The organism is Lysinibacillus sp. NPDC097287 (assembly GCF_044761695.1).
GTDB lineage: Bacteria > Bacillota > Bacilli > Bacillales_A > Planococcaceae > Lysinibacillus.
The window spans coordinates 43669-70093 of sequence record NZ_JBIWCX010000002.1; the positions used below are offsets into that span (position 1 = coordinate 43669).

The 26425-nt window shown below is 37.4% G+C and carries 26 protein-coding genes; 23 read left to right on the plus strand and 3 right to left on the minus strand.

Annotated elements, in window-relative coordinates; translation table 11 throughout:
- From ACIQ2D_RS03265 to recO, 7 genes are all read left to right on the plus strand, one after another.
- The gene (locus tag ACIQ2D_RS03265) at positions 1-957 is read left to right on the plus strand and encodes a PhoH family protein (protein ID WP_402859345.1); all 957 of its coding nucleotides are present in this window, start codon (positions 1-3) and stop codon (positions 955-957) included.
- A 111-nt stretch (positions 958-1068) separates the two neighbouring features.
- Positions 1069-3189, plus strand: coding sequence for an HD family phosphohydrolase (locus ACIQ2D_RS03270; protein WP_402859348.1), 2121 nt, complete (start codon positions 1069-1071; stop codon positions 3187-3189).
- A gap of 9 nt (positions 3190-3198) precedes the next feature.
- The gene (ybeY, locus tag ACIQ2D_RS03275) at positions 3199-3672 is read left to right on the plus strand and encodes an rRNA maturation RNase YbeY (protein ID WP_402859351.1); all 474 of its coding nucleotides are present in this window, start codon (positions 3199-3201) and stop codon (positions 3670-3672) included.
- Between the two features lie 3 nt (positions 3673-3675).
- A complete protein-coding gene (locus ACIQ2D_RS03280; RefSeq protein ID WP_402859354.1) occupies positions 3676-4026 on the plus strand; it encodes a diacylglycerol kinase family protein in 351 nt (116 codons plus the stop codon).
- Between the two features lie 160 nt (positions 4027-4186).
- Positions 4187-4600: a cytidine deaminase gene (locus tag ACIQ2D_RS03285; RefSeq protein ID WP_402859357.1), complete on the plus strand. Its 414-nt coding sequence runs from the start codon at positions 4187-4189 to the stop codon at positions 4598-4600.
- On the plus strand, positions 4587-5504 hold the full coding sequence (gene era, locus ACIQ2D_RS03290) for a GTPase Era (RefSeq protein ID WP_402859360.1): 918 nt from the start codon (positions 4587-4589) through the stop codon (positions 5502-5504). The genes ACIQ2D_RS03285 and era overlap by 14 nt, the downstream gene beginning before the upstream one ends.
- Before the next feature lie 99 nt (positions 5505-5603).
- Positions 5604-6398: a DNA repair protein RecO gene (gene recO / locus ACIQ2D_RS03295; protein ID WP_402859363.1), complete on the plus strand. Its 795-nt coding sequence runs from the start codon at positions 5604-5606 to the stop codon at positions 6396-6398.
- A 21-nt stretch (positions 6399-6419) separates the two neighbouring features.
- Here recO and ACIQ2D_RS03300 read toward each other — a convergent pair whose 3' ends face one another.
- Entirely contained in the window at positions 6420-7859 is a 1440-nt protein-coding gene (locus ACIQ2D_RS03300; protein ID WP_402859366.1) for an S-layer homology domain-containing protein, read from the minus strand.
- An 886-nt stretch (positions 7860-8745) separates the two neighbouring features.
- On the opposite strand from ACIQ2D_RS03300, the gene ACIQ2D_RS03305 reads away from it, so the two are divergent.
- Complete coding sequence (locus ACIQ2D_RS03305; RefSeq protein ID WP_402859369.1) at positions 8746-10461, plus strand: HD-GYP domain-containing protein; 1716 nt, start codon at positions 8746-8748, stop codon at positions 10459-10461.
- A 35-nt stretch (positions 10462-10496) separates the two neighbouring features.
- Here ACIQ2D_RS03305 and ACIQ2D_RS03310 read toward each other — a convergent pair whose 3' ends face one another.
- Positions 10497-11882: a glycine--tRNA ligase gene (locus ACIQ2D_RS03310; protein ID WP_402859372.1), complete on the minus strand. Its 1386-nt coding sequence runs from the start codon at positions 11880-11882 to the stop codon at positions 10497-10499.
- A 1166-nt stretch (positions 11883-13048) separates the two neighbouring features.
- Between ACIQ2D_RS03310 and ccpN the strand changes: the two genes are divergently transcribed.
- From ccpN to ACIQ2D_RS03355, 9 genes are all read left to right on the plus strand, one after another.
- Positions 13049-13681: a transcriptional regulator CcpN gene (gene ccpN / locus ACIQ2D_RS03315; protein ID WP_402859375.1), complete on the plus strand. Its 633-nt coding sequence runs from the start codon at positions 13049-13051 to the stop codon at positions 13679-13681.
- Between the two features lie 17 nt (positions 13682-13698).
- The gene (locus ACIQ2D_RS03320; RefSeq protein WP_402859378.1) at positions 13699-14517 is read left to right on the plus strand and encodes a pyruvate, water dikinase regulatory protein; all 819 of its coding nucleotides are present in this window, start codon (positions 13699-13701) and stop codon (positions 14515-14517) included.
- Between the two features lie 202 nt (positions 14518-14719).
- On the plus strand, positions 14720-16555 hold the full coding sequence (dnaG, locus tag ACIQ2D_RS03325; protein WP_402859381.1) for a DNA primase: 1836 nt from the start codon (positions 14720-14722) through the stop codon (positions 16553-16555).
- 32 nt (positions 16556-16587) lie between these two features.
- The gene (gene rpoD, locus ACIQ2D_RS03330) at positions 16588-17715 is read left to right on the plus strand and encodes an RNA polymerase sigma factor RpoD (RefSeq protein WP_402859384.1); all 1128 of its coding nucleotides are present in this window, start codon (positions 16588-16590) and stop codon (positions 17713-17715) included.
- Positions 17716-18059: 344 nt separating this feature from the next.
- Positions 18060-18623 carry a hypothetical protein gene (locus ACIQ2D_RS03335; RefSeq protein ID WP_402859387.1) on the plus strand — a complete coding sequence of 188 codons (564 nt, stop codon included), beginning with the start codon at positions 18060-18062 and terminating at the stop codon, positions 18621-18623.
- Positions 18624-18927: 304 nt separating this feature from the next.
- Positions 18928-19272: a c-type cytochrome gene (locus ACIQ2D_RS03340; protein WP_402859390.1), complete on the plus strand. Its 345-nt coding sequence runs from the start codon at positions 18928-18930 to the stop codon at positions 19270-19272.
- A gap of 214 nt (positions 19273-19486) precedes the next feature.
- Complete coding sequence (locus ACIQ2D_RS03345) at positions 19487-20179, plus strand: tRNA (adenine(22)-N(1))-methyltransferase (protein WP_402859393.1); 693 nt, start codon at positions 19487-19489, stop codon at positions 20177-20179.
- Position 20180: 1 nt separating this feature from the next.
- Positions 20181-21302 carry a Nif3-like dinuclear metal center hexameric protein gene (locus ACIQ2D_RS03350; RefSeq protein WP_402859396.1) on the plus strand — a complete coding sequence of 374 codons (1122 nt, stop codon included), beginning with the start codon at positions 20181-20183 and terminating at the stop codon, positions 21300-21302.
- A gap of 14 nt (positions 21303-21316) precedes the next feature.
- Positions 21317-21541: a hypothetical protein gene (locus tag ACIQ2D_RS03355; RefSeq protein WP_402859398.1), complete on the plus strand. Its 225-nt coding sequence runs from the start codon at positions 21317-21319 to the stop codon at positions 21539-21541.
- Between the two features lie 108 nt (positions 21542-21649).
- Here the strand turns inward: ACIQ2D_RS03355 and ACIQ2D_RS03360 are convergent, their stop codons facing one another.
- Positions 21650-22213, minus strand: coding sequence for a TetR family transcriptional regulator (locus ACIQ2D_RS03360; protein ID WP_402859400.1), 564 nt, complete (start codon positions 22211-22213; stop codon positions 21650-21652).
- A gap of 142 nt (positions 22214-22355) precedes the next feature.
- Between ACIQ2D_RS03360 and ACIQ2D_RS03365 the strand changes: the two genes are divergently transcribed.
- From ACIQ2D_RS03365 to lepB, 6 genes are all read left to right on the plus strand, one after another.
- On the plus strand, positions 22356-23000 hold the full coding sequence (locus ACIQ2D_RS03365; protein WP_402859403.1) for an NAD(P)-dependent oxidoreductase: 645 nt from the start codon (positions 22356-22358) through the stop codon (positions 22998-23000).
- 13 nt (positions 23001-23013) lie between these two features.
- Positions 23014-23361 carry a DoxX family protein gene (locus ACIQ2D_RS03370; RefSeq protein WP_402859406.1) on the plus strand — a complete coding sequence of 116 codons (348 nt, stop codon included), beginning with the start codon at positions 23014-23016 and terminating at the stop codon, positions 23359-23361.
- Between the two features lie 124 nt (positions 23362-23485).
- Entirely contained in the window at positions 23486-24220 is a 735-nt protein-coding gene (locus tag ACIQ2D_RS03375; RefSeq protein WP_402859409.1) for an urease accessory protein UreH domain-containing protein, read from the plus strand.
- Positions 24221-24598: 378 nt separating this feature from the next.
- Positions 24599-25198: an NADPH-dependent FMN reductase gene (locus tag ACIQ2D_RS03380; protein WP_402859411.1), complete on the plus strand. Its 600-nt coding sequence runs from the start codon at positions 24599-24601 to the stop codon at positions 25196-25198.
- 139 nt (positions 25199-25337) lie between these two features.
- The gene (locus tag ACIQ2D_RS03385) at positions 25338-25673 is read left to right on the plus strand and encodes a hypothetical protein (protein WP_402859414.1); all 336 of its coding nucleotides are present in this window, start codon (positions 25338-25340) and stop codon (positions 25671-25673) included.
- A gap of 98 nt (positions 25674-25771) precedes the next feature.
- Entirely contained in the window at positions 25772-26353 is a 582-nt protein-coding gene (gene lepB, locus ACIQ2D_RS03390) for a signal peptidase I (protein WP_402859417.1), read from the plus strand.
- Positions 26354-26425: the final 72 nt, after the last annotated feature.

Below are 26425 nucleotides of genomic sequence, written 5' to 3' on the forward strand. Positions count from 1 at the left end.
ATGTCTGAACAGTTAACTGTATTACAAGTGGATAATCCAAACGAAGCAATCATGCTACTCGGTATTTCCGATGCAAACTTGAAATTAATTGAAGAAGCGTTTCATGTCCAAATCATTACACGTGGTGCACAAATTCAGCTAACTGGTGAAGAAGAAGCGAAAGAACAAGTAACACAGCTTCTGCACGCGTTATTAAAGGTAATTCGTAAAGGTATTAATATCGATCAACGTGATGTAGCAACAGCAGTTGAAATGACTCAAAAAGGTACTATTGAATATTTTGCAGAACTATACGATGAAGAGATTGCTCGTACAACGAAAGGGAAACCTATTCGTGCGAAGACAATCGGTCAACGGGAATACATACAGGCGATTCGTCACAGGGACGTTATTTTTGCTATTGGTCCTGCTGGTACAGGGAAAACATATCTAGCCGTTGTCATGGCAACACAAGCTTTGAAAAATGGTCATGTGAAACGTATTATCTTAACCCGCCCTGCAGTTGAAGCAGGCGAATCTCTAGGCTTTTTACCTGGGGATTTAAAGGAGAAGGTGGATCCGTATTTACGTCCTTTATATGATGCTTTAAATGACATTTACGGGTCAGAACAAACGCAACGTCTAATCGAACGAGGTACAATTGAAATTGCACCTTTAGCGTATATGCGTGGCCGAACATTAGATGATGCTTTTGTCATTTTGGACGAAGCGCAAAACACAACACATCAGCAAATGAAAATGTTCTTAACACGTTTAGGCTTTGGTTCAAAAATGGTAATCACAGGTGATAAAACGCAAATGGACTTACCGAAAAATACAGAGTCTGGTTTAATTGTCGCTGAACGTACATTAAAATATGTAAAAGATATACACTTCCAAATTTTAGAGCAGGGTGACGTGGTTCGTCATCCAGTAGTTGCAAAAATTATCCAAGCTTACGCCGATCAATTGCTTTGAAAAATGTGACAGCTACACGAAATTGTGTAGCTGTTTTTTACTATATTATTTATTTTTCGAGAAAAATGTTTTTTGAATTGGTATGATAGAGATTGATAGAGGGGGTGCCAAATGGAAAAACAACTTCGGAAAATAACAGAGTTAATTGGTTTTCGCTATTTTTTAATGGCTGTTCTCATCTTAACAGGAGCTTTGCAGTTTTCATTAATGTATGGCGATGTCAAAGGTGTTACATATGATTTTAAACCGTTACAGCTTGCTCCAGAAACGGTGCGATCTACTAAAACTATAGAAGACACAGTGAAGACAGAGCAAGAGCGTGATAAGGCGGCTAATACTGTCATGCCGGTCTATCAATTTTCAGAAGATGTTGCGAAACAACGCGCCGCAATGATCACATCATTATTTGATTATGTACTGGAAGTCAAAGCTGACATCGAAAGTAGAAAAGAGCCGATTGATGTTGAAGACCAAGTGGCATTATTGCGAAAAAAACTGGAAACGATTGATGGGAAACAACTGTCATTACCTTTTTCAGATACGCAACTTGAAAATTTGCTAATACAAAGTGAAGCAGATTTAACAAAATCGAGTACGCAGCTATCGAAGCTTGTGACTGAACATTTACAAAAAAAGATTCGTGTAGAAAACTTACCAGCTGAGAGAGATGCGCTTGAAACAAAAATCCGTGAACAACGAGGCTATCCTGATAAGATTTTAAGCTCTATCGTATTAATAGGACGTGCAAGTATCATCGAAACGGAAACGGAAAACAAAGAACAAACGAAGGCTGCTATTCAGCAAGCAAAAGATGCTGTGGAGCCTACGCGTATATTGCAAGGACAAATTATTGTACAAGAAGGGCAAGTCATTGACAATGAAGCCTATCGTCAGCTAGAACTACTAGGTATGGTGAGTAACAAAGCGTCTATGAAACCGATTGCTGGGCTTGCTATTTTGATTTTGATACAGATGATGTTCATGTTTATTTTGTTTGAACGTATGGAAACAGAGGAGCGTAAAAAGCGCAATGCCTTGCTTGTCACAGTAATTGTGTACAGTTTATCAATTGTGCTAATGAAATTTATTGGTTTAGTGGCAGATGAATTTGATGTAACCATAGCATTTTTATTCCCGACAGCACTTGCACCAATGCTTGTAAGGCTTCTTGCTGACGATCGAGCTGCTGTGCTAGTGACAGTGATGACTGCTGCCTCGGCAGGTGTCATGTTCCAAGAAGGCTATTCGTCTGTCATGCAAATGGAAGTTACGTTATATATAATCTTTGGTGGCTTTGCAAGTTTATTCTTTATGCGGAGTGTGGAAAAACGTTCGCATATTTTACAAGCAGTTGGTGTCATTTCATTAACTAATTTGGCTTTCATTGCATTCTATTTATTGATGACACAGTCGTCTTACGGCATATCAGAGCTGATGTTTTACTTTACCGCAGCGATTACGTCGGCATTACTGTCTGGTGCGCTGACAATGGGCTTATTGCCATTTTTTGAGTCCGCATTTGGCTTGTTATCGACGTTACGCCTTATTGAATTATCGAATCCAAATCATCCATTGCTGAAAAAACTACTAATGGAAACGCCAGGGACCTATCATCATAGTGTTATGGTGGCGAATCTAGCAGAGGCAGCGTGTGAGGCAATTGGTGCAGATGGCTTACTCGCTCGTGTTGGTTGTTATTATCATGATGTTGGTAAAACAAAACGCCCGGCATTTTTCATCGAAAATCAAATGTCTGGTGTCAATCCACATGATTCAATGGCACCTGAAACGAGTGCAGAAATTATTATTGCCCATACTACAGATGGTGCGGAAATGTTAAAGCGCTATAAAATGCCTCAGGAAATTATTGATATTGCACTTCAGCATCATGGGACAAGCTTATTGAAGTTCTTCCTATTTAAAGCGAAGGAAGAAGGGAAGGTGTTTGATGAAGCAATATTCCGTTATCCTGGACCGAAGCCTCAAACGAAAGAAGCGGCGGTCATTAGCGTAGCTGATAGCGTGGAAGCGGCTGTAAGATCGATGAAAGAGCCGAATGCTGAGAAGATTCACAAGTTGGTAAAGTCAATTATAGACGATCGTGTGCAAGATAATCAGTTTGATGAATGCGATATTTCGATAAAAGAGTTAAAATGTATAGAGCAAGTACTTTGTGAAACGTTAAATGGTATTTTCCATTCGCGTATTGAATATCCAAAGACAGAAAAGTAGGAGGCATCTATGATTTTAACAATTGATTTTACAGATGAAACAAATGAAGTAACGGAAACGCATCTTGCATTAGTTGAAAAACTTTTACAGCATGCTGCAGCCGTTGAAAAAATCGAGCCAGAAACAGAAGTATCGGTAACGTTTGTGACGAATGAAGCGATTCAAGAAATTAACCGCGAATACCGTGAAAAAGATCAGCCAACAGACGTTATTTCGTTTGCGCTAGAAGAATTAGGCGAAGGTGAAATGGAAGTAACATTTGAAGGCATGCCACGAATTTTAGGCGATATTATTATTTCAACTGATCGTACAAAAGAACAAGCCGAGGAATATGGTCATTCGTTTGAGCGTGAATTAGGCTTTTTAGCAGTACATGGCTTTTTACATCTACTTGGTTATGACCATATGGAGCCAGAGGATGAAAAAATAATGTTCGGTAAACAAGATGAAATTTTACAATCATTCGGTTTAGGACGTGACTAAAAAATGGATGGTCGTAAGTTTATCCGCTCGTTCGGCTATGCATTTTGTGGTATAGTAACAGCTTGCAAGGAGCAAAATTTTAAGTCGCATATAATAAGTGCTGTGATTGTGCTAATTGCGGGATTTTTCACAGGTTTATCACGCATAGAATGGTTCATTGTGTTAATATTAATAGCACTGATATTTGCACTTGAAATGATGAATACCGCGATTGAACGTGTGGTTGATCTTGCGTCACCAAACATTCATCCACTTGCCAAGCAGGCGAAGGATATCGCAGCAGGTGCTGTGCTGGTATTTGCTGTTTTCAGTGCTATAATTGGCTTACTAATCTTTTTACCTAAATGGTTTTAAGATCAATTACGCCCCGGCGTAATTGCGTTCAGATTTTGAATTGTCCTGACTCCTTTCAAAATTTGTGACATCCGCCGGAGGCATATCTTCATTAAGTGGGCGTACGGATGCCCACTTAATGAAGATAACTATACATTTATGTAGAGGAGAATTGGCATCTATGACAATCGATATGCATGCATTACTTGAGGAATCTAAAATTGCACGTGAGAAAGCGTATGTTCCCTATTCGAAATTTAAAGTAGGGGCTGCATTATTGACAAAAGACGGAGACGTCATTCATGGCTGTAATGTTGAAAATGCAGGCTATAGCATGACAAACTGTGCTGAGCGTACGGCATTTTTCAAAGCAGTATCAGAAGGTATCCGAGATTTTGAAGCAATTGCAATTGTGGCTGATACAGACGGTCCTTGTGCGCCGTGTGGAGCTTGTCGTCAAGTGATGATTGAATTTTGTGCGCCATCTATGCCTGTTTATTTAACAAATTTAAAAGGTGATGTTACGGTAACGTCAGTTGGCGAGTTATTACCGTTTGCATTTACAACGGAGGATTTACTAGATGCTGGAGACTAAAAAAGGCTTTAAGTCGGGATTCATCTCGATTATTGGACGACCTAATGTTGGGAAATCAACATTGTTAAACCGTGTGATTGGTCAAAAAATCGCAATTATGAGCGATAAACCACAAACAACACGAAATAAGGTACAAGGTGTATTAACACGAGAAAATAGCCAAACAATTTTCATTGATACACCAGGTATTCACAAACCGAAACATAAGCTGGGCGAATTCATGCTGAAAGTTTCGAAAAACACTTTGCGCGAAGTAGATGGCATTATGTTCATGGTTAATGCTGAGCAAAAATTCGGTAAAGGTGATGAATTCATTTTAGAATGGTTAGAAGGCAATGAAACGCCAGTATTTTTAATCATCAATAAAATCGACCAAGTTCACCCAGATGAACTACTAACAATTATTGAGACTTACCGAGAAAAATACGATTTTGCAGAAATTATTCCGATTTCAGCACTTCAAGGTAACAACGTCGATTCATTATTAACGACGATTGAAAAATATTTACCAGAAGGGCCGCAATATTACCCTGCAGATCAAGTGACGGATCACCCGGAACGATTCATTATTTCTGAGCTAATTCGCGAAAAAGTATTACACTTAACACGTGAAGAAGTGCCACACTCAATCGCTGTTGTTATTGATAGAATTAAACCTGATGAAGAAAAAGAAGGTATGATTCGTGTTCAAGCAACAATCATGGTTGAGCGTGACTCTCAAAAAGGAATCGTTATCGGTAAACGTGGTGCACTATTAAAAGAAGTCGGTACACGCGCACGAAAAGACATTGAGATGCTACTTGGCTCAAAAGTATACTTAGAACTTTGGGTAAAAGTTCAAAAAGATTGGCGTAACAAATCAACACATCTACGAGACTTCGGTTTCCGTGATGATGAGTATTAAATAAAGGAACCTTTGATTAAATAGAAGGTTGATAAGAAAAAGATGCGCTTGGCCTTTGTGCTTGGCGCATTTTCTTGCGGAAAGGAAGGGGGAAGACAATTGCTTTATAAATGGGAGGCAATCGTGTTAAAAGCACGTGCATATGGAGAGTCCAATAAAATTGTAACTTTATTGACGAGAGAAGCGGGCAAAGTTGCAACGATGGCTCGCGGAGCAAAAAAGCCATCAAGTAGGCTGGCCTCTGTGACACAGCCATTTACATACGGTATGTTCATGGTACAGCATCATACAGGAATGGGGACATTGCAACAAGGTGAGCATTTAAATTCGATGCGTCATATTCGTGAAGATATAATAGCAACAGCTTATGCGAGTTATATTATGGAGCTTATTGAGCGTGTGGTGGAAGAAGGAAAGCCTGAGCCATATGCTTTTGATGTACTACTTCATTCATTACAGGCGATTGAGGATGGCTACGATCCGGAAGCGATTACCTTATTTGTAGAATGGAAAATGTTGCCCTATACTGGTGTGCAACCAATTTTACATGCTTGTGCCTCGTGTAGCGCAGTAGACGGAGAATTTGCATTTTCATTCGCACAAGGTGGTTTCTTATGTCATAGATGCTATCAGCAAGATCCGTATATTATTAGACTCACACCAACACAATTGAAACTAATCCGTATGTTTTACACGGTGCCAATCGATCAAATTGGAAAGTTAGAGCTGAAAAAGGAAACGAAATACTTTATAAAAAAAATAATAACAACGATTTATGAGGAACAAACGGGTATTCGTTTTAAAACGAAAAAATTTATCGAGCAATTAGAACGAACACCTGAATTGCAGCCACGACCAATAATACCCAAAACAGAAATGCCAGAAGACGAATAACATCGGTCTTCTGGCATTTTTTTAGTTTATGAAATCTTCAAATTCATCTGCATCGATAAACTCATGGAAACTAGCCCACTCACCCGCGAATTTCATGAATTCGATATAGATATAAGTTGTTTTACCATTCTTACCAGTCACTTTTAGAAGAGCTGGACCTTCGGATATTGGTGTAACAGTAAGTACTCCATCTTGGATTGTAGCTTTTACAGGTACTTTATAATCTGTATTCCATTCATCACTTAAGTCTTCAAATGTTACTGTTGTTGGCTCTAGTGCTATATCATCAGCTGTAAAAGTGACTTGATTTGTAATTTCGTATAGATCAATCATTTGAACGAAATCATAAGAATAAACTTCCGCAACCATTGTCTGTTGAAGTGTACCATCCGTAAACGTTACTGTATATTCGCCGTTTTCGAAAATGGCGAATGTTGTTACTTTATCTTTAACTTCGAAAGCATATGCGTCTGAAGTTAATGCTTGGCCATCAGCTGTTTTGATGCTTACATCTGTTGGGATAAAGTTCAAATCACCTTCTAGTAATGTAACTGGCATGTTTTCTAAGTAATCTGCTTCATCTACTTCTTCAAGTGTTGCTTGAAGTTTGCCATTAACTGTTTCTACATGTACTAAGAAAAATACATCTACAAAATCTTCACTATCTTCTGTAAAGCCTGTAATGACTAATTTCCCTGTACCTTCTTTTAATGGCTTAATCGTAATAGCATCTGTCATATCTTGTTCTTCATCCCAAGTGAAAACGTCTTCTGCAGGATTAATGCCACCATAAGATGCAAAAATATAATCTTGGTTATATTTCTTTGCGTAAACAGTTGCGCTATTTTTTGTGTTTTCAGCACGTACCACAAAAGAAGCTAATTGCGAACGTTTCACATTACTATAAGTCCCGAAAGTAGTCGGTGTTGTTCCTTTTGTAATGTTATTAGCAAATAGTGTTTGGATATAGGGTTCATACTCACTTCCTGCTACCACATCAGTAAATGGAATGTTTGTGTCTTCAGCAATTTCTAAATCGAAGCCTCGCACAATCATTTTTGACATTTGGCCACGAGTAATATTTTTTGTTGGATTGAAATAGCCATTTGAACCACTGATAATACCTGCATTAGCTAGTGCTGCGATGGCACCATAGTTTTCATCACCAGGTTTTACATCTTTAAAGTGTGGGTTTGTCACATTCTTAGTATCTAGTTCCAAAATGCCAGCTAAAATTTTTGCTGCTTGTGTGCGTGTAATGGCATTTGCTGGTTTAAATGTGCCATCCGGATAGCCTGAAATAATGCCTCGCTCAGCTAAGTTGATGATAGCTTTTCCTTCCTCAGTAGATGCATTTACATCTGTAAATGTTGTAGCAGCGCTTGTAGGTACAGCAATAACTATAGCACTTGTTGCTAATGTAGCAGCCAATGCATATTGGTAAAAACGTTTTGTATTCAATTTTATTCCTCCAAAAATTTAATTTTATAGTTCTCCTTTAATTTGCAGAAATTTATCTTATCTACGATTCTTAATTTTAGGTAATAAGTATGTAGTGTTGTTATATTTTTGCTTATAAATGATGTTTTATTATTATTTATGATTAAATTTTAACTATAATATAATTTATAACAAATTTCTTCGACTGTTGATAGTGGGAATATTAACCTATGTGAATAGGGAGGTGAGCAGATATAGAGGTAAAATGAGTTTACAAATTATATTTTCATTTATATGAGAATAACAGATAATGATAGTAGTGGATCTATTCTAAAAAAATTAAGAGATTGTCGTTTGTATTTACAAAAAAAGTTAGACTAATGTACATAAAGGTATTGAAAATTGCAGGTATTATTAATAGAGCGAATTATAATAATGTTTTTCCGGACAATTCGAGATAAGTGAAATATATCATTTTTTATTAAAATACATATAGTAAAGAGAAAATTATAAGTGCAATTGATGCTGAATTGAATCGGTTACTTTTATTATCTTTTTGGAAAAGTAGGACAGAAATACTGTTTTTGTGATTAGTTATTAGTGTATTCATAGTAAAAACTAATCATATGTATATTATAAATATGTTGAAAAGGTAAATTAACCTATGCTATTGTAAAGAGGTAAATAAATCCATTGAAGTTATTCTAATATAATAAATTATAATGTCAAAGTAGAAAATTGTATTCGTCATTAATAACAAATAACTTAGTATGTAAAAGATGTAAAAGTTAGAAAGTGTCTCTATTAGCAGAACGTCTACAGTGAATTTTTCAGATCAGCGTAGTTTATGAAAAAAAGGAGGGAGGTCACATAATGCTGTAAAACTGCGTGTATGTGGCAAAAATATATGTTTACAATAGTGACATTAAACATTAAAGAAGTGCAAGCTGGTGATGTCTTAGCAGAGGATATATTTGTCGATTATCGCTTACTTGCAAAAAAAGATTTAGTATTAACTGTGCGTATTATTGAGTTGCTAAAGCTAAGAAAAGTAGATTCACTTACAGTCCGCTTACCAGTAGACTCGGTAAGAGTTGTTAGAGATTTAGGTGCGACACGTGTTAAAGAGTATGAAGATGTTTTTGCGCCACTACTTGAAAAAAAAGAATTTGATGAGTATAAAGAAAAAGTCAGTAAGTTATTTATGATAACATTAGAAAATGTTGTCCATGAATTACGCTATGGTCAAATATTAAAAAGCATGCAGGATACTGCTTTTGTCAGAGAGATTTTTGAAAAAATCCTAGAAGAGAAGCATCGTTTTGATTTATTGATGCGCTTAAAAGAATGGGATGAATATTCTTATGTGCATTCTTTTGATGTTTTTGTGTTAGGAACAATCTTTGCACGCCATCTTGGTCTTACAGATATTGAGACGTTGGCAAAGGGCTATTTGTTCCACGATATTGGGAAGGTATTTATACCACAAGAAATTCTGAATTTAAAGCGTAAACTAAATGAAGATGAATTTGAAATTATCAAAACACATACTACAAAAGGCCATGATCTCTTAATAGAACATGGTGAGGAGGATATTGCCTATCTTGCACGTGACCATCATGAACGTTTTGCTGGTAAAGGGTATCCAAATAGTCTTTGTGCAGATGACTTGAGTGAGGGTGTACAGGCACTACAAATAATCGATGTATATTCCGCTATGACCTCAAAGCGTGCGTATCATTCAGGATATGGCGCGACGGATGCATTAGCTGTTTTGTACCGTGATCGTGAATTGTATAACGAAAAATTTATGCATAAATTTGTGGAATGTTTGGGCATTTATCCCGTAAACTCGATTGTGTATCTTTCGGATCATCGTACAGCACAAGTAGAACTTGTCTATGATTTGTTCCCAACACTTCCGAAAGTAAAATTGTTGGATGAGCAGATTTCGATGAATTTACCGCTGAATTACAGCGTTAAGATCATTAAAATGATTGACTACCGAGCGGATAGCTTTGAAGAAATCTTCAACTTATTTGTTGAGCAGCTAATTCGTGGTGAAGAAAATAATTTGAAAATTTACTTTAATAAATTGATTGACCACCTTCATCCAAAAGAAATTGTCCTGAAAATATTTTTGCCCTCATTTCGTATTCTTCGACTATTAACACGAGAAATTCAAACTGATATGGCGAAGTATAAAAATTCAATAAATATATTAAAGAAACTTTTAGAGGAACAAATAAGTGTTTTGTATATGGATTATCAACATGAGCAAACAACTATTCTAGTAGTGGAAACATCTTTGCGTGAGAATTTCTTTGTCAAACTAGTACAAAGTATTTTATATATTGATAAAATTGTACCATTCTTCATTAATCCTGGTGATGATGAGCGTATTACACAGCTGATGGAGCAGTGTAATGTGAATATTGCATATTTTATCACAGAGGAGTTGACGGGAGAGAAGCGAATACGCCCAATGCGTGAGGGAACATTCCTTTACTACACGTTAGCAGATATTGAAGAATTACTTGTTAGCTTAGTTGGTATGAGTATGAAAAAGTTTTCATTCGAGGAAAAAATGCAAGAACGATTGTTTTCAATTTTAAAGGCATAAAAAGAGGGAGCCACAATTAGTGGCTCCCTTTCATATTAGAATTGTAAGTGTTTCTCTATATAAGCTTTAACATCACCGATAGGCATGCGTGTTTGTTCCATAGAATCGCGGTGACGTACTGTTACTTGACCGTCTTCCTTTGTATCGAAGTCGTATGTGATACAGAATGGTGTACCGATCTCGTCTTGACGACGGTAGCGTTTACCGATTGATTGAGATTCATCAAAATCAACTGGGAATGCTTTGCGTAGGTCAGCCCATAGATCGCCAGCTTCTTCAGATAATTTTTTAGAAAGTGGTAGTACTGCTGCTTTGAACGGTGCTAAAGCAGGGTGGAAGCGTAAAACTGTACGTTTGTCATCGCCTTCAAGTGTTTCTTCGTCATAAGCATCACATAAGAATGCTAATGTTACACGGTCAGCTCCTAGAGATGGCTCGATACAATATGGTACATAGCGTTCGTTTGTCACTGGATCGATGTATGTGAAATCTTCGCCAGAGTGTTCCATATGTTGTTTTAAGTCGAAGTCTGTACGGTCAGCAACGCCCCATAGTTCGCCCCAGCCGAATGGGAATTTGAACTCGATATCAGTTGTAGCGTTTGAGTAGTGAGATAATTCGTCTTCTTCATGGTCACGTAGACGCATAGAATCTTCTTTCATGCCTAGGTTTAATAACCAGTCTTTACAGAAGTTTTTCCAGTATGCGTGCCACTCAAGGTCTTCCCCTGGTTTACAGAAGAATTCAAGCTCCATTTGTTCGAATTCACGAGTACGGAACGTAAAGTTACCTGGTGTGATTTCGTTACGGAATGATTTACCGATTTGTGCGATACCGAATGGTGTACGCTTACGCATTGAGCGTTGTACGTTTTTGAAGTTTACGAAAATTCCTTGTGCTGTTTCAGGGCGAAGGAAAATTTCGTTTGTTGAAGATTCTGTTACACCTTGGAACGTTTTGAACATTAAGTTGAATTGACGGATGTCTGTGAAATCTGCTTTGCCGCAATCAGGACAAACGACATCGTATTTCACCATTGTTTCTTTCATTTGGTCAAACGTCATACCGTCTACGATAATTTCGTCGCCTTTTGCTAGTGCAGCATCTTCGATGATTTTATCGGCACGGTGGCGTGCTTTACATGCTTTACAGTCAACCATTGGGTCATTGAAGTTCCCAACGTGACCTGATGCCACCCAAGCTTTAGGGTTCATTAAGATAGCAGCGTCAAGACCTACGTTGTGTTCAGATTCTTGAACGAATTTTTGCCACCAAGCTTTTTTTACGTTGTTTTTAAGTTCAACACCTAGTGGACCGTAATCCCAAGTGTTTGCTAATCCTCCGTAGATATCAGAACCTGGGAAGACAAAGCCTCGATGTTTTGCTAAAGCTACGATTGTTTCCATTGATTTACCAGCCATTAAAATAGCCTCCTTGAAATTAGTAATAATAAAATTAGGAGTTTAATCAAATTCGCCTTGGCGTATTTGCAGCTGTCGCTTCGCTTTCGCGCAGATAAACAGTGCGTCTAGATTTTTAATCGTGCTTGCACGATTAACTCCTCTAAAAAATCTATGACATCCGCCGGAGGCATTTTTTAATTTAGCCACGGGCTAAATTAAAAATAGCACCCGTCTCCGGGCACAGTTAATGCCCAGGGACGAGTGCTAATACCCGCGGTTCCACCCTGATTGTTTTAAATGTTTTGATTACGAGCATAATCTATGCCTAGTAGACAAACGTTTAAAACCTCTTTTTCAAAAAGTTGGCTCAAGGAGTGCCTTTTCTCTGTATTCTGTGTAGACTTTCACCATTCTCTACTCGCTTTTTTAAAAATAGAACAGATACTTTTTTCCTATCATCGCCTATATGTTGACGCTCAATATCGCTCGAAAATACATGTGAAGCTAGCGTCTTTGTCAATATTGTAGCATGTAGTTCTTTACTTCGCAACAACCATTCGCCTGTAGTAAGTCTGAATAAGCCCTGTATACCAAGTGTTAGAGCTGTTTTTCAAAACAACTTGCCACACAAGCTGCCATTATTAGCTTTCTAAACTTTGTTTGAATATCGCAAAATGCAGTATGTTAATCATCAATTTGATGGCTCGTCAAAAATGACGAAATCCCCATCATGCATTATAATTAGACATGGCGATAGTAACATCTAGGATTTATCACAACGAAAAAGGTAATTTCACTTATAATAATTGGGCAGTGCAAAGGTGCGCTTAAAATTGATCAGAGCCCAATTTTTGTGAGCCATAAAACAAAGCACTTGCTACGGTATTTTATATTGTTGAAGCAATAAAAAAAATTTGGCAATTTCCCCCACTAATACTCACACATTCTTGTACACACGTTCGACTTATCTATAATTTTAGTCATAAAATTAGCTATGATTTGCCACAACTTTACACATTTTTATATTTATTCATGCTCTATCTTGTATTTTTGAAATACTGCTTCAATCATACAAACCCTTTTTATAATAACATTTATATAGAAATAGTGTAATACTTTGCATAGCTACCACCCTATAGTATATAATAATTGAGCATGAGTATAACACTATTAGATTTGAGGCGGTGAGTCCAATCGAACTCAATAAACGTCAGGAAGATATTTTACAAATTGTGAAAGAAAATGGCCCAATCACAGGGGAACACATTGCAGAACGTCTCAATCTGACAAGAGCGACATTAAGACCAGATTTAGCAATTCTTACAATGGCAGGCTTTTTAGATGCTAGACCAAGAGTTGGCTATTTTTATTCAGGGAAAAAAACGTCTGTAACGATGACGGATAGCATTAACAAATTGAAAGTGAAGGAATTCCATTCATCACCTGTAATTGTTCCAGAAACAATGACGGTTTATGATGCGATTTGTTTTATGTTTGCCGAAGATGTCGGAACCCTGTTTGTAGTAGACAAAAACGAGTATTTAACAGGTGTACTGTCTCGTAAAGATTTACTACGTACAAGTATCGGCACGCAAGATTTGAATAAGATTCCTGTTCATATTATAATGACACGTATGCCTAATATTTCGTATTGTGAAAGAAAGGATTCTTTAATTGTCGCAGCAAATAAATTGATTGAGCGTGAAGTCGATTCCTTACCAGTAGTTGAGCCACATGAAAATGGTTTAGAGGTTGTAGGACGATTAACGAAAACGACGATTACACGTGCATTTTTATCGCTTGCGCAAAATGTCTAAAATTGAAGGTGAACAACATGAAAAGACTTCAAGTTTTTGTTGTTTCAGATTCAGTCGGGGAAACTGGCGATCAAGTAGCAAAGGCAGTCATTAGCCAGTTTCGACCGAGTTTTGAAGAAACAATTATTAGACGCTTTCCTCATATTCAATCAGAAGAACATATCCGCAAAATTGTAGACTTAGCTGTCCAACAAAATGCGCTTATTGTATATACACTTGTTCAAAAGGAAATGCGTACTTTATTGAATGAGCTTTGCGAGAAAGAGAAAATCCATGCTGTAGATATTTTAGGACCAGGTTTAAAATCGATGGCTGCTTTCATGGAAGAAATTCCATTAGAAACTCCAGGTATTGTGCATCAACTTGATGATGATTACTTCAAAAAAATCGAAGCAATTGAATTTGCGGTAAAATATGATGATGGTCGAGATCCTCGTGGTCTATTGCAAGCGGATATTGTATTAATTGGGGTATCACGCACATCAAAAACACCTCTTTCACAGTATCTAGCGCTTAAACGATTTAAAGTGGCGAATGTTCCATTGGTGCCTGAAGTAGAACCACCTGAAGAGTTATTTCAAATTGATCCAAATAAATGCATAGGATTAGTTATTTCTCCAGAGAAGTTAAACGTTATACGAAAAGAAAGATTAATTTCTTTAGGGTTAAATGATGACGCTATTTATGCACAGCATACCCGAATATTAGAAGAAATTAAACATTTCGAAAATATTGCAGCAAGAATTGGCTGTCATGTAATCGATGTTACGAATAAAGCTGTAGAAGAAACAGCGAATGTTATCATCGAGTATATCTCAAACCAAAATAACAAATGATAATATTATGTAAACCACCTCAGTATAGAAGAGGCGGTTTTTTTGAGTGGATATAAAATAATATAGATAAAACTCGAAAATTGTTTTATAATGATAGAATTGTGGTAAAAATATTTAAAAAGAGAAAATCCTTATTTTTTTGTCGAGAAATAAAGGGTTTTTAAAATTAATAGCGAATTGTGTTCTAGAGCATAATTTAAAGATGGTGATGAAATTGGCTGGGAAGATTCCTGAAGAAGTGATAGAGCAGATTCGGACGCAATCGGATATTGTAGATGTCATTAGCGAATATATGCAACTCACGAAGCGAGGGCGCAACTGGTTTGGGCTCTGTCCATTTCACGGTGAACAAACACCTTCCTTTTCTGTATCCACTGATAAGCAAATTTTTCATTGCTTTGGCTGTGGTGCAGGTGGTAACGCCATTACTTTTGTCATGGACATTGAAAATATTTCATTTCCAGATGCCGTTGTAAAGCTTGGCGAACGAGCTGGTATACATTTAGACATTCAGCCTAGTATGCCAGAATTTACGAAAACAGTATCTAAAACAGAAGAGCGTATGAAAGAAGCGCATGCTTTTGCGGCAGATTTTTTCCAGCATTTATTGCTCAACACAGAAGATGGGGAAGAAGCGTTAAATTATTTGCTAGAAAGAGGATTTACGAGGGAACTTATCGAATCTAATAGCATTGGATGGTCGCTCCCAAGCTTTGATGCCCTCACGATGCTACTTGAAAGAAAAGGTTATAACTTACAAGAAATAGCAGAAAGTGGATTAATCATTCAGCGTGAAGGAGAAGAACGATATTTCGATCGATTTAGAGGACGTATTATGTTTCCCATTCGTGATGAAAATGGCAAGATAATTGCTTTTTCAGGGCGAATATTATCGTCAACAGGGGAAGAGGCGAAATATTTAAATAGTCCAGAATCACCTATTTTCCATAAGAGTGAAGTGCTTTATAACCTAGACAGGGCTCGAACCTCGGTTCGCAAAAATCGTCAAGTTATATTAATGGAAGGTTTTATGGATGTGTTAGCTGCTAGTTCAGCTGGTGTGACAAATGCCGTTGCTACTATGGGTACGTCGCTAACAAATCAGCATATCACAAAGCTTAAGCGCTTAGTTGAGCAAGTTACGATTTGCTATGATGGTGATAATGCTGGGTTTGATGCGGCGAAACGAGCGGCAGAATTACTGCAAGCTGAACGCATGAAGGTAAATATAGCGGTTTTACCAGACAAACAAGACCCTGATGAGTATATTCGGAGTCAAGGTGGTCAAGCCTTTAAGGAACAAATCCTTGAAAAGCCGCATGCGTATATTGCTTTCATGATGATGCATGCTAGACGCAATAAAAATTTCCAGTTCGAAAATGATACGCTTCAATATATACAAGAAGTACTTGAACAACTTGTGGGCAGGTCTTCACCAGTTGAAAGGGATTTGTATATAAGGCAGCTATCAAATGAAACAAATATTTCGGAAGAAGCAATTTATGCACAGTTCCGAAAGTTAGAGGCGGGCAAGGTACGCTCAGAGAAAACTGACGTGCAAAAACAAGCTTTGCCGTTGATGCCAGTCACGCAACAACAAAAGCCTATGGACGCAGCAGAACGTGCAGAACGTTTATTACTGGCACATATGCTTCATAATATAGATGTAGTGGACAGGGTATTACGTAGTGAGCAGAAAGAGCCTTTTGTACGAGATGCTTATATGGCTGTTTTTGTTCGATTAATTGGATTTTATGAAGAATTCGGGCATCCAGATTATCAGCGCTTCGTTGAAGTACTTGATGACCCCGAACTACGCAAAATTGTCATGGAAGCGTCTTTAGTAGAGCGTGACCCTGATCAAGCAGAAGCGGAGATTACAGACTCTTTGCGTCAACTTCAAAGATATCGTATTGAACAAGAAATTAATAAAAAGATGCATGAGTCAAAAGAAGCGGAGAAGATGCACGAGTATGCACGTGCTCTAGAAATCGCCCAACAGATTATTCATTTAAGAAAATCGTTATCGGCGATTTAACCCGATTCGGTTGTTTAGAAGGAGGAAGGTTTATGGCGGACAAGTCTGAACGTTCAAAAGAGGTAGAAGTAGAAATTACACTAGATGAGGCAAAAAAATTAATACAAGAGAAGGCGAAATCAGAAGGCGAGATTTCAATGAAAGAAATCGCTGAGAGATTAAGCCCTTATGAATTGGAGAACGAAGAAGTTTTCCATATCGCAGAGGATCTTGAAAAAAATAAAGATATTCAAATTATCGGTAAAGAAGAGTTCGAAGAAGAAAGCTTGTTGAAAGAAGAAGCAAGTGAAGATACTTTCGACTTAAACGATTTAAGTGTACCACCAGGTGTTAAAATTAATGACCCTGTCCGTATGTACTTAAAAGAAATCGGCCGTGTTGACTTACTTTCAGCAGATCAAGAAATTAAATTGGCTGAACGTATTGAGCAAGGTGATGAGGAAGCACGTAAACGTTTAGCAGAAGCAAACTTACGTCTTGTTGTATCGATTGCAAAACGCTACGTTGGGCGTGGGATGTTATTCCTTGATTTAATCCAAGAGGGGAATATGGGGCTTATTAAGGCAGTTGAGAAATTCGACTACCGTAAAGGCTTTAAATTCTCTACGTATGCTACTTGGTGGATTCGCCAAGCGATTACACGTGCTATTGCTGACCAAGCACGTACAATTCGTATTCCCGTGCATATGGTTGAAACAATTAACAAACTAATTCGTGTACAACGTCAATTATTACAAGACTTAGGTCGTGAGCCATCTCCAGAAGAAATTGGGGAAGAAATGGACTTAACTCCAGAAAAAGTACGCGAAATTTTAAAGATTGCACAAGAACCAGTATCTCTTGAAACACCAATCGGGGAAGAAGACGATTCACACTTAGGAGACTTCATTGAAGACTCAGAAGCGCAATCACCTTCTGATCATGCAGCATATGAATTATTAAAAGAGCAATTAGAAGATGTGTTAGATACATTAACAGACCGTGAAGAAAACGTACTTCGTTTACGTTTCGGTTTAGATGATGGCCGTACACGCACTTTAGAAGAAGTAGGGAAAGTATTCGGCGTTACACGTGAACGTATTCGTCAAATCGAAGCTAAGGCGCTTCGTAAACTGCGCCACCCTTCTCGCAGTAAACGTTTAAAAGATTTCTTAGAATAATAAAAAGTAAAGCATACCTTCATTTGAAGGTGTCTCAGACTGTAGACAAACTCAGAGAATTTCGAGTTTGCCTACAGTCTTTTTTCTTTTGCAATAAATATAGATGTGTAAGTCCATTTTAATTGAATACTAGAAGCTACTATCGATTTTTTGTTTGGATACAATTCTTTTTTTCGCTATAAAATCTACATATATATCAATGATAAAGTTCTTAGCATTGAAAAATACATAATTAGAACGTGTCATAAGTTTGTTTTTTTGCTACTTTATACAGATGTCCTTTTATATACTGTGATATAAAATTGTAGTACAACCATTATTAAACAATGTTTGGAGAATGCCGTATGACAAATCCACGAAAAAAAATAATATTAAATGAGATTCTTTTTTGGAAGCAAAATAAACTATTACCAGAACATTATTGTGATTTTTTAGCGACTCTCTATGCTGAAGGAAATGACATTGAGGATTTAGAAGAAGCACATCATAAGCGTGCAGTTCTACCTGTTGAAAAACGAAAAATGCTTATTGTAGCAGTAAGTATATTTATCGGTATCGTAGCGCTATTAGCTATCTATTTCACAGTACCGTCTCTCACACTGATTTTAACGATTGTTGTAGCGATCGCTGCCATCGCTCTTTTTATAAAGGCATTTCAAGCGGCGAGGTCAAACGGCTTGTTAGCTCCTGTATTTCATGTCTTTGCTGCGATTTTATTATTTAGTGCATCAATACAAGTTTGTATGACGTATTTTAGTGGAAATAATATAGTACTATTTAGCTTGATTGCTACCAACTGTCTCGTATGGTTATGGTCAGGTATTAAAATGAAACTACTCTATTTTACGGTTTCAGGAGTTATAGGTTTAGTCGTATTAATCGGGTATTATGTTGTGAATTTGATGTAATGATAACCCTTTCGGCGGTCTCTTAATTCGCTGAAAGGGTTTTTTTATAGAAAAATACGAATATAGTTGTTAAAAGTGAAAAGATAAACAATAGAATATTGGTAGATATTTAATTGAATGTCCAATTACTGGTGATATCAAGAGATATTTTTTGGAATTGTTGAGTAAATGTCGAAAATGTTACAAACAAAGGAAAACTTAGCGAATAGGGCTTTTCGTTTCTCGTGTAATGCAGTACAATATTAGATGTTGACTGATTCTATATTATCATAGAAGTAGATTTGAAAATGAGGAGGGGAAACAAATGAGAAACAATCCAATCGTTCCTTACATCTTAATCATGGCATTTGGTATTGGCTTAATTTTCTTCATGTCTTTACAAGGCGCTGAAGATAAGAAAGAAATCGCAGGTGAAGGTAGTGGCGAAACTACAGAAACTGATGATGGTTCTGCATTAGTACAAACTTGTATCGGTTGTCACGGTGGTGACTTAGCTGGTGGTGCTGCAGCTCCAAGCCTACAAGGCTTAGAAGCTGATCGTATCGTTGACGTATTAACAAACGGTATTGAAGGTACGCCAATGGTAGCAGGAATGAAAAACGAAGCGGAAGCAAAAGCAATCGCTGAGTACATTTCAACTTTAGAATAATTTCTTACATAGGGCTGTGTTAAACGTGTTTAAATACACTTTTGACACAGCCCTTGTCATTAAATAAAGCGTTTGCAATGCGAGTGTCACGGTTGGCTTTACCTTGTAAACTAAACGGAGATACCTCAAAAGCTTTTTGAAGTATCTCCATTTGTTTTTTTCTACAACATCATACATACTAGAGTTGACTATATTTAAGGTAGGCGGTAAATACATGAATGCTCAAAAATTATCAAAACGACTAGAAACAGTGGCTAAGTTTGTCCCGACAGGTGCGGTTGTTGCCGATATTGGCAGTGACCACGCTTATTTGCCATGTTATTTAATTCATAAAGGTGTTGCAACGCGTGCAGTAGCAGGTGAGGTTGTGAAAGGTCCTTTTGAATCTGCTGTAGGACAAGTAAAAAAAGAAGGATTAACAGAAAAGATTACAGTGCGATTAGCGGACGGGTTAGCAGCAGTTGAAGCTGCTGATAAAGTAGATACGGTAACAATTGCTGGTATGGGTGGTCCCCTTATCGTCTCGATTTTAGAGAAACATCCTGAAAGCTTACACGGTGTTACTCGTCTTATCTTACAGCCGAATATTCATGCGAAGGTTATTCGCGAGTGGGCGTTAGCTAACAATTGGGCGATTCAAGATGAAGCTATTCTTGAAGAAGATGAAAAAATCTATGAAATCGTCGTTTTACAACGTGGGTCGATGAAACTAACAGAAGCTGAAATTCTTTTTGGCCCAAAACTAATGCTTCGTAAAGCACCGGCATTCGTGCAAAAATGGACACGAGAAAAACAAAATTGGCTACGTGTACTTCAGTCGATTGAAGGGGCAGAGCAAACACCTGAAATCGATGCAAAACGTGCGGAGTTAACACATCTTCTGAACTTATTAGAAGGAGTGTTATAACATGAAAGCAGTCAACGGACAAGAAATCATTCAATTATTTGAAACATGGTCACCAAAAAAACTAGCATGTATGGATAATGATCCTATTGGACTTGCTATCGGAACATTGAACAAGCAGATAACAAAGGTTCTAGTGACACTTGATGTCAATGAAGCAGTAGTAGATGAAGCGATTGCGAATGGCTGTGAGCTTATTATTGCACATCATCCACCAATTTTCCGTAAGCTTGCTAATATTCGTACAGACAACCCAGCAGGTAAGCTATATGAAAAACTCATTAAACATGATGTTGCGGTCTATGCGGCACACACAAATTTAGATGTGGCTGAGGGCGGTGTAAATGATCTACTAGCAGACGCATTGCAGTTAGAGAACCGTTCGATTTTAGAAGAGACATATTCAGAAGATGTATTAAAACTAGCTGTGTTTGTACCAACTGCTCATGCTGATAGCTTACGTGAGGCACTTGCACAAGCTGGAGCAGGTCGTATTGGTGCATATGAGGCTTGTAGCTATACAACAACTGGAGAGGGCCGCTTCCGTCCTCTTAACGGTGCAAATCCCTCAGTCGGTGCTATTGGTGAATTACATGTCGAACAAGAAGTGAAAATTGAGGTTGTACTACCTGTCTCTAGTAAAAACAAGGTTTTAAAAGCAATGTTAAATACACATCCATACGAGGAGCCAGCGTATGATTTTATTCGTTTGGATCAACAAACAAATGTAATGGGATTAGGTCGTGTTGGCTATTTATCACAAGAAATGACACTACGTGAATTCGCAGAGTTTGCAAAGAAACAGCTAGATGTGCCGGCAGTGCGAGTTGTCGGTGATTTAGATTCAACAGTGAAAAAGGTTGCCCTTGTTGGTGGCGATGGCAATAAATACATTTATACAGCTAAACGTGCTGGGGCAGATGTATTTTTAACAGGGGATATGTATTTCCATACCGCACAGGATGCACAAGCGATCGGGTTACAAATTGTAGATCCTGGTCATCATGTTGAGAAAGTAATGATTGCAGGCGTCGCGAAAAAAATGACTGCATTATGTGCAGATAAAAAATATGCGGTTGATTTTGTACAATCAGAGGTGCATACAGAGCCGTTTTTATTTGTGTAGAGAGGGGAATTTGAGTGGCAAATGCAAGACCTGCTGGCAATAGTGCCGGTAAACTATGGATTGTTATAGGTCTGATGATTGCTGTGTTCGGCATAGGGATGACATTGATGACTAATAATATGAACGACAAAAGAGTCGATGAAATGACGCAACAGTGTGAGAATGATGGGGGCGAGGCAATTGTCTCAAAGGAAAAAAGCTTCCTATCAACAAGTTATAAATTTGAATGTAAGCAATAATATGATTGCCGAAGATACGTATCTAAAAACGTAACACCCGCAACAATTCTTGTCTAAAATGAAAACATCTTTAAGTGTAGAAATAACCACTTAAAGATGTTTTTTTATTTAACCTGCTAATAAAGGTTGTGTGAGTAGTAAGGGGATAGCCTGTTGAAAATAGTCTATAGGATTCATGCTCGACTGACTGAAATAGTCAACGACGGTGCCATATAAGCCCCAGCTTAAAATAATGGCACGCATGTTTAGAGAAGCGTTTTCTAATGTGGGATGTTCCTTTTGCAGTAATGAAAAAAATACCTCCTGTAATTTCTTTTTCGTAATTTCTTCAATTTTGGGCTTGAACGCCTCGTAACTACGCTGACATCGAGTAGATAGTGCCTTTTGAAAGTGAATAACGGCAAGAAACAATTCTTGTAGCATTTCTTTATTCAATGCCTCATGTGTCGACATTTCGCCCAATAATGACGACATCACGTTTTCCTCTAAGACTTTATCAAGTAGGTCATACTTATCGAGAAAATGATCATAAAAGGTTGCGCGGTTCACGGTGGCAGCCGAGGTAATATCTTTTATAGTAATGTCTTTAAATTCTTTTCTCATGGCAAGTTCAATGAATGATTCCATAATGAGCTTTCGTGTGCGTACAACACGTGGGTCTATTTTTTCCATAATGCCCTCCATTTCCCGACATTTTGTTGAATATGTTGTATAAGCAATACATCGCTTTTTTTGTTGGTTGTGAGTCAACCTCTTTTTTTATATATTGAGTATACAACATCTGTTGGATAAACATATACTGTTGGAGGTAAACATGAATCTTACACTATTTGGCGCAAACGGAGCAATTGGAGCACAAGTGGCACAATTCGCATTACAGGCAGGACATCAAGTGACAGCATATATTCGTCAAGAGGGTGCCTTGAATATACAGCACGCTAACTTACAAATCATTGTGGGACAATACAACGAAACAGTTAAAATAGATGAGGCGATTCAGCAGAGTGATGTCGTAATAAGTACACTGGGACCAACACTTTCGATGAGTAGAAAGGTAGAGGCATTGCCTATTACAACTGCGCATCAAGCCATTATTTCGAGCATGGAGCGATTAGGCAAAAAGCGTTTTATTACGCTTGGTACACCTTCTATTCAAGCGCAAGAGGACACAAAGCAAATAGTGACAGTCGTACCGGGTATGATGGCAAAGCTACTCTATCCAACTGGCTATCAGGAAATGCAAGGTATCGGCAAGCTACTCACAGGTTCTTCACTCGATTGGACAGTTATACGTATCATCAATCCAAATGTGAAAAGTGATGGCTCGGGTTATGCCATTTCTTTTGGTAGCACAAAAGGAAAAATGGGCGTGTCCCGTGCTAATGTTGCTCGCTGCATGATTGAAGCAACTGCCAAAGATGAATGGATTCATAAAATGCCTATTGTCTTTAATAGATAAGGAGGTGTTTGTGATGGAAGTTTTAGGTGGGGTATTGCAAGGTCTATTGGCTGCGGCATTTTTAATGGCTGGTTTGGGTAAAATATTTGGGGCTGAGATGCACAAAAAAAACTTCGATCATTGGCGACTACCGCAATGGTTCCGAGTGGTGACGGGACTTGTAGAAACCGTTGCTGCTGGGTTACTTATCGTCGGCTATTGGCAATATACAGCGTTATTAGCAGGTGCCTGGCTTCTAGTAGCGACAGGTTTTGGTGGTGTTTTTACACATATTCGAGTGAAGGATAGTTTTAAAGACACACTAACGATTGCTGTACTTGGAATACTGGCAATTATTTTACTTGTCATCGCTACTGGCTAATACTGTATGTGCAAATAAGTTCATTAAATAAGCCATGACACTCAGTTTTGGCTTATTTTGTCGTTGTAATGGATGCGGAAATGTTAAAATAATAGCATCTGCATTACAAGAAGGAGTTTATAAAATGTATAGTATCATGTCGCAAATAAGTCAATTTATTAGTGAACCTATCACCTTATTTTTAAATTCATATAAACATTCGCCTTTAATTATTGCCATACTGCTTGGATTGATTGGAGCATTAGCACCTTGTCAGCTAACGGGTAATATGAGTGCAATTACACTTTACGGAAATCGTACAATTCAGATGAAAAGTAATTGGACAGAAATCGGATTTTTTATTTTAGGAAAAGTAGTTGTGTTTAGTGGTATAGGCTTTTTGGCATGGCTATTTGGACAATCTTTTGAAACAAAAATGACTTTGTATTTTCCGCTTTTTAGAAAAGCCATTGGTCCTTTGATGATTTTGACGGGACTTATTTTGATTGGACTTTTAAAATTGAAGTTTATTGAATATCTATCTTCACGCATGCCTCTTATTTTAAAAGAGGGAAAACTAGGCTCGTTTCTATTAGGTGCTAGTTTTTCAATTGCCTTTTGCCCAACGATGTTTGTACTCTTTTTTGTATGGTTAATGCCAACTGTCGTTACAACTTCATATGGCTTATTATTGCCGGGGGTTTTTGGGATTGCAACAGCTATTCCTCTTATCTTACTTATTCTATTAATCAGAGCTTTTAACACACAGAAGCTGATTATGAAAAATAGTAGGAAGGTCGGGAAAATAGTACAACTCATTGCGGGAACTATATTAATCATAATTGGTGTATTCGATACCATTACTTATTGGGGAGTATAAAACACAGATACGGGTAGATTGTACATACATAACCGCTGATTTTAGAAAGCTTAAAATATAAAAAAATTATTTGAGGTTCAATTGATTGACATCAATATTGGAAATATGATAAATTTATCTCGAATTCAAGATAATATTCATATCCCATGTGAATCTCTTTTCTTGTTTCATTCGAAGCAAATACTAGCATGGAGAGCGAACTGCAGTCGCTACATGCTAAATTTTTCAACTAATGTCTCGAACTCGAGACATTATCATAAAAAAAGAATAATTCAATAAAAAGATGTACATGGTATGAATATGCACAACGAGGAGGGATTTACCTTTAAGGTGTATTCCTAAACGCGTAGCATGTTGAAATGAGAAAGAGGTAAAAAAATGAGCTTTTTTAAAAAACTATTCGGTTCAAATACGAACGAAGAACAACTAGGAGGAAATGAAATGTTGAAAATTGGAATTATTTTAGGGAGTACACGTGAAGGACGCGTAAGTCCACAAGTAGGTCAATGGGTTAAGGAAATAGCAGATAAACGCGGTGACGCTGAATATGAAATCATCGATATCGCAGATTTTAAATTACCACTATTAGGTGAGGCAGGCGGAGACGCTTCTGGTGCAGCTGAGTGGTCAAAACGAGTAGCAGCATGCGACGGCTTCGTATTTATCGTGCAAGAATATAATCACTCAATCACAGGCGCTCTTAAAAACGCATTAGATTACTTACGTGTGGAATGGAACAACAAAGCTGCTGGTATCGTATCTTACGGTTCAGTTGGTGGGGCACGTGCGGCAGAGCATTTACGTGGTATTCTTGGTGAATTATTAGTAGCAGATGTTCGCGTACATCCTGCATTATCATTATTTACAGACTTCGAGAACGGCACAGATTTCAAACCAAAAGAAGTGCAAGCAGATTCAGTTAATCAAATGTTAGATCAAGTGATTCCTTGGTCAACAGCATTAAAAACAATTCGCTAATAAAATTTAAAGCAATATGTGCCAGGACACCGGCACATATTGCTTTTTTTTGGTTCAAATTATTAATGATATAGTATGTTTACAAGAGGATAAAAATTAAAAAATATTCTATGGAAAATGTGAGAAAAGAGGAGTTCCAGTGGACAGTAATCATGACAACAAGGAAGAGAGTAAAGTCGTAGAAAATACAACGGAAAGTAAGGAAACTTGGAGAATATGGGATGCTGTTTTTATCTCTGGCATCTTCTCTCTTTTCAACGATAGCATGGAAGCTAAAAATGATGTTAATAAATTCAAACAATCGTTATATCAATTGTTGTTTGCAGTTGTATTTTTGGTGTTGTTTTTTGCGATTGTGTTCAGGGGGCATTTGACAAAGCCCTATGGACATTTTGTTTTTAGAAGAGAACTGCATGTGGATTATGTGAGGAAAGCAAACAATATTGCGGTAGTATATAATTGTAAAATTTGTTAAAATCGAGCGATTTAAGAAACCTTCTATGTTACAAATCGTATATTCTAATATTAGTATTTATATAGTCAATCATTACATACGAAATAGGAGTGGTGAATTTGGTACAGAAAAAAGAGAAAAGTGAATTATGGGAATGGATAAAATTGATATGCATTGCGTCGATATTTGTAATGGGAATGCGCTATTTTATCTTTAGTCCTGTGATGGTAGATGGGGCTTCGATGATGCCAACGTTTGAAGATGGAGATAAAGTGATTGTCAATAAAATCGGACCAAGATTAGCTGATTATGAGCGCTTTGATGTAATTGTATTTGAGGTAGCAGAAAATAAACATTATATTAAGCGAATTATTGGTTTTCCGGGGGATCACATAGCCTATAAAGATGATGTGTTATATATAAACGGAGAAGCTTATAAAGAGCCATATTTAACATCATTCAAAGAAGCTTTGATTGACACTGGTGATTTCACGTATGATTTCACTTTAGAAGAGCAATTAGGTGAAATGACAGTACCCAAAGGTCACTTTTTTGTATTAGGAGATAATCGTCGAAAGAGTATAGATAGCAGAGATCCACGTGTTGGTTTTATTGCTCAAGAGACAGTATTAGGAACAGCTGACTTTGTAGTTTGGCCTTTTCAGAATTTGGGCGGAATTAGGGATACCAATTCAAAGTAGTAAGCCCAAAAAGATAGATTACAAATTAAAAATAGTGTATCCAATTTTAAATGAAACAGATTTGTTAAGCAT